Source organism: Sphingobium sp. (genome assembly GCF_035511395.1).
GTDB lineage: Bacteria > Pseudomonadota > Alphaproteobacteria > Sphingomonadales > Sphingomonadaceae > Sphingobium.
The window spans coordinates 1-4,782 of record NZ_DATKFP010000440.1 but is presented as its reverse complement, the minus strand read 5'-3'; the positions used below and the strand labels follow the sequence as shown (position 1 = coordinate 4,782).

General features: G+C 65.2%; 5 protein-coding genes. 2 read left to right on the top strand and 3 right to left on the bottom strand.

What is annotated here, in order from left to right; translation table 11 throughout:
• From VMR39_RS29200 to VMR39_RS29190, 3 genes are all read right to left on the bottom strand, one after another.
• Positions 1–313, bottom strand: a 313-nt coding sequence (locus VMR39_RS29200; protein WP_325421847.1) for an NAD(P)-binding domain-containing protein, incomplete at its 3' end; no start/stop codon positions are given.
• A 16-nt stretch (positions 314–329) separates the two neighbouring features.
• Positions 330–1,577 (bottom strand): CaiB/BaiF CoA-transferase family protein, encoded by a 1,248-nt coding sequence (locus tag VMR39_RS29195; RefSeq protein ID WP_325421845.1) that lies wholly within the window; start codon positions 1,575–1,577, stop codon positions 330–332.
• The gene (locus VMR39_RS29190) at positions 1,574–2,374 is read right to left on the bottom strand and encodes a crotonase/enoyl-CoA hydratase family protein (protein ID WP_325421843.1); all 801 of its coding nucleotides are present in this window, start codon (positions 2,372–2,374) and stop codon (positions 1,574–1,576) included. Before VMR39_RS29190 ends, VMR39_RS29195 begins: the two co-directional genes overlap by 4 nt.
• A gap of 106 nt (positions 2,375–2,480) precedes the next feature.
• Between VMR39_RS29190 and VMR39_RS29185 the strand changes: the two genes are divergently transcribed.
• Both VMR39_RS29185 and VMR39_RS29180 read left to right on the top strand, forming a co-directional pair.
• Entirely contained in the window at positions 2,481–3,353 is an 873-nt protein-coding gene (locus VMR39_RS29185) for a LysR family transcriptional regulator (RefSeq protein WP_325421841.1), read from the top strand.
• A gap of 97 nt (positions 3,354–3,450) precedes the next feature.
• The gene (locus tag VMR39_RS29180) at positions 3,451–4,605 is read left to right on the top strand and encodes an acyl-CoA dehydrogenase family protein (protein WP_325421839.1); all 1,155 of its coding nucleotides are present in this window, start codon (positions 3,451–3,453) and stop codon (positions 4,603–4,605) included.
• Positions 4,606–4,782: the final 177 nt, after the last annotated feature.

Below are 4,782 nucleotides of genomic sequence, written 5' to 3'. Positions count from 1 at the left end.
TCCCCTTGGCGTCGATGGTCGACATGTCCATCAGCAGCCCGCCATCGTCGATATTCGCCAGCACGCCGTCCTCGCCCAATACCACCGCCTCGACATGGGGCGTCGCGGGCAGCACGGTGATGACGATATCCTGCCCCCTGCTCGCTTCGGCGATGCTGGCGGCCTTGCGTGCGCCCAGCGCTGCGACCTCGTCCATCTTCGCCGGGTCAAGGTCGAACACCGTGACGGCGAAGCCGTTGCGCTGCAGGTTGGACGACATGGGCAGCCCCATCGCGCCCAGCCCGATAAAGCCGATCTTCATGGTCATGATCATGTCCTCTCCTGATATGTCAGTGCAGTCGCTCAGCCACGACCCCGGCGTCGATCAGCCCGGCTAGCCCCGCCGCATCCACGCCCAGCAGATCAGCCAGCACGTCACGCGTATCCTCGCCCGATCGTGGCGGTGCATGGCGATAATCGGTGGGCGTCTTCGACAATTTGCCCGGATAGCCCAGAATCTTCATCGTCGTCCCATCCGAACGCATCATGTCCCGCACCAAGCCCCGCGCCGCGATCTGCGGATCGGCCAGGATATGGGGAATGTCATTGACCCGCCCGCCGGGCAGCCTGGCCGCCTCCATGGCGGCGATCAGGTCGTCCGATTGCCAGCGGGCGATGGCGGGCGCCATTTCCGCCTGCAAGGCATGGCGGTTGGGCGAACGCCCTGCATTGTCGCGGAAGCGCGGATCATCCGGCAGATCGGGCCGCCCGATCAGGTCGCAGAAGCTGCGAAACTGCCGATCATTGCCCAGCGCCACCAATATGTCGCCATCGGCACAGGCAAAATCCTGATAGGGCACGGTGTTGGGATGCTCATTACCCAGTCGTCGGGGTAACATCCCGCCGTTCATGTAATTGCTCGCCTGATTGGCGAGCAGTGCGACCTGCGTGTCCAGCAGCGCCAGGTCGATCTGCTGCCCTTCGCCGGTCCGGTCGCGATGCGCCAGCGCGGCGAGGATCGAAATGGCGGCGTAAAGTCCGGTCACGAGATCGCTGATGGGAATGCCGACCTTCATAGGCCCGCCGCCCGGCTCGCCGTCCGGCCGGCCGGTGATCGACATGAGCCCGCTCATCCCCTGGATCAGAAAGTCATAGCCGCCCCGGTCCTTGTACGGTCCATCCTGCCCGAAACCGGTGATCGAACAATAGATGAGTTTCGGGTTGATCTCCGCCAGCGACGCATAGTCGAGGCCATATTTGACCAGGCCGCCGACCCGGAAATTCTCGACCACGATGTCGCAGTCCATGGCGATCTGCCGGATCAGGTCCGCGCCGCGCGGATCGGCCAGGTTGATCGCCACCGATTTCTTGTTGCGGTTGGCGCAGAGATAATAGGCGGCATCCTTCGACCCGTCCTCCAGAAAGGGCGGACCCCAGCGGCGCGTGTCGTCTCCCTGCCCCGGCTGTTCGATCTTGATGACTTCCGCGCCAAGATCGCCCAATATCTGCGTACACCATGGTCCCGCCAAAACACGCGAAAGGTCCAGCACGCGCAGACCCGCCAGCGGCCCGGTCGGCGTTTCGGCAGCCTTGCTCACTTGTCCTTATACTCCGGTGCGCGTTTGCCGAGGAACGCGGCGATCGCTTCATGATGGTCTTCGCTATGATGGGCGAGCGCCTGGTAGGCCGCTGCCATTTCCAGCAGCGTGGGCAGTTTCATATCCGCGCCTTCGCGCATCAGCCGCTTGGCCATGCGGGTTGCGTGACCGGGATTGGCCGCGATCTTTGCCGCAAGCGCCTGTGCCCGCGCCAGCAGCACATCGCCCGGCACCACCTCGGCCACCAGTCCATAATCCAGCGCGGTCCTGGCATCGATGGCGTCGCCGGTCAGTGTCATCAGACTGGCGCGCTGCGGTCCGATCAGGCGGGGGAGCAGCCAGCCGCCGCCGCCGCCCGGAATGATGCCCAGCTTCACATAGCTTTCCGCGATCACCGCACTGTCCGCCATGATGCGAATGTCGCACATGCAAGCGATGTCGAGGCCAAGGCCGATCGCCGGCCCGTTGATCGCGGCGATGATCGGCACTTCCAGATCGCTGATCGCCGGTCCGATCATCTGCACGCTGGTGCGGTAATTGTTGCGTATCTCATAGGGGCTGCCGCCGAACATGCCCGCCCGGTCGGCCATATGTTTCACATTGCCGCCTGCGCAGAAGGCCTTGCCCGCGCCGGTCAGTACGATTGCCCGGACCGATGCGTCGCGCGTCATCTGACGGCAGAAATCGACGATCGCCTCGCTATGCTCGACCTCCGAAATCGCGTTGCGTTCGTCGGGGCGGTTGAAGGTTGCGGTGACGACGGGGCCGTCGCGCTCGACCATAAGGAAGGGGGGCATATGTCTCTCCGGGCTATGATCACTCGCCTTCGTGTCAAAATGCTAGGCGCTTGGATCGGCTCAAGCTAATATTGATTTTCGTTTTTTCGATACTCAGGAGCTATCAGTGGAGTTGCGCCAGCTACGCTATTTCGTGACCCTGGCCGATACGCGGAATTTCCATCGCGCGGCCGAGCGGCTCAACATGTCGCAGCCGCCGTTGACCGTCGCGATTCGCAAGCTGGAGGAGGAACTGGGCACGAGCCTGTTCGATCGTGGTACGCGCGGCGTGACGTTGACGGCCGCCGGTCGCGCCGCGCTGGAAATCGCCCGCGCCACGCTGGCGCAGGCCGATCGTTTCCGCGATGCGGTGCGGGAGGGCGCCATGGGGGAGAGGGGTCGGCTGCGCGTCGGCTTCGTGGGCTCCGCTACCTTCGACCTGCTGCCGCGCATCATCCCCGAATATCGCCGCCTCTATCCGCTGGTCGAACTGGTGCTGGAGGAAGCGACCAGCGTCGACATTGCGCGCAGGCTGGCGGCGGGGGAGCTGGATGTGGGCCTTGTGCGGCTGCCGCTGATGGAAGTGGCGGCGGTCGTCATCCAGCCGGTCGATCAGGATGAAATGCACGCCGCCCTGCTCGAAGGCCATCCGCTTGCCGATGCCGCCAGCGTGTCGCTCGATCGGCTGGCGGAGGATCCCTTCATCCTGCAAGGCCGGATCAGCGTGCTTCACTCCACGACGCTCAAGGCCTGCCATGAAGCGGGCTTCGTTCCCCATGTCGCGCAGGAGGCGGCTCAGTTGAGCGCCGTCCTTGCCCTCGTGCGGTCGGGGTTGGGCGTTGCTCTGGTGCCGTCCCGTGCGGCGCGATCGGTGCCGCAGGGCGTGCGTCTCGTCCGCCTCGCCCGGCGGGTACCGATCGAAACCGGTGTCGCTGTCCCGCGCGACAGCGTCAGCCCGCTTGCCCGCAACTTCGCGGCGATCGCAATCGATATCGAATGACTATCACAATCTGGGAATATGATATTGGACAGCGTGAATGCGAAAGTGCGATCCGATTGTCTACTTCGCTGTCTGATTTCCAGTTTCCGAGGCCGATTTGTTCGACACCCTGACCCTGTCCGCATTGCCCCCGGAAGATGAAGCGCTGCGCGCGCCGTTGCGCGTGCTGATCGCCGAAGCGACCGCTGACCTGCCAGTCCATCGCCGCGCCCGATCCTGGCAGGGGTTCGACGCTGCCTTCAGCCGCAAGCTGGGGCAGGCGGGCTATCTTGGCCTGTCGCTGCCCACCGCATATGGCGGCGTCGGCCGCGGCCCCTTTACCCGCTTCGTGGTGGTGGAGGAACTGCTTTCCGCCGGTGCGCCGGTCGCCGGCCACTGGATCGCCGACCGCCAGAGCGGCCCGCTGATCCTCCATTATGGTACGGAGGCGCAGCGCCAATTCTACCTGCCCCGCATTTCGCGGGGCGAGGCGCTGTTCTGCATAGGCATGAGCGAACCCGGTTCCGGGTCCGACCTTGCGAGCGTGCGCAGCCGGGCAGAGCGGCAGGAGGATGGCGGCTGGCTGCTCAACGGGCAGAAGATCTGGACCACCAACGCAATGCACAGCGACTACATGATCGCGCTGGTCCGCACATCCGGCACCAGCGCCGACCGGCAATCGGGCCTGTCGCAGCTGATCGTCGACCTGAAGCTGCCCGGCATCACCATCCGCCCGATCGTCGACCTGACCGGCGACGCCCATTTCGCGGAGGTCTTCTTCGACAATGTCCGCCTCGCGCCCGATGCGCTGATCGGGGAGGAAGGGCAGGGGTGGCGGCAAGTCACTGCCGAACTCGCCTTCGAACGGAGCGGACCGGAACGCATCTATTCCTCGGTCGTGCTGATCGACGCCTGGGTGTGCCATCTCGACACCGTGGGTCGTAAGGACAGTGCCACGATGCGCCTCGTCGGGTCGCTGACGGCGCAGCTGGCCGTGCTGCGGGAGATGTCGCTGGCCGTCACCGCCCGGCTGGTCGCGGGCGAAAGCCCGGTGGTCGAAGCGTCGCTGATGAAGGATTTGGGCACCGGTTTCGAGCAGGCCGTGCCGCAACTGATCGGCGACGATCTCGCATCCCATCCCGACGAACCGGTGGACGCCGAACTCTACCGCACCCTGCTCTACGTCACCCACATCGCGCCCAGTTTCTCGCTGCGCGGCGGTACCCGCGAAATCCTGCGCGGCATCATCGCCCGCGGCCTTGGCCTTCGCTGAGCGGAAGGAAGAGCAGCGTGGACATGCAGGAACTGGTCGCCCCCTTCGCCCGCCTGATCGAGGATATCTGCCCGCCCGCCGCCATCCGCGCAGTGGAGGCGGGCGGGGACGCCGCGCCAATGTGGCAGGCTTTCGCCGAGTCCGGCTTCCTCGACGCGCTGGTGGCGGAGGAGTCCG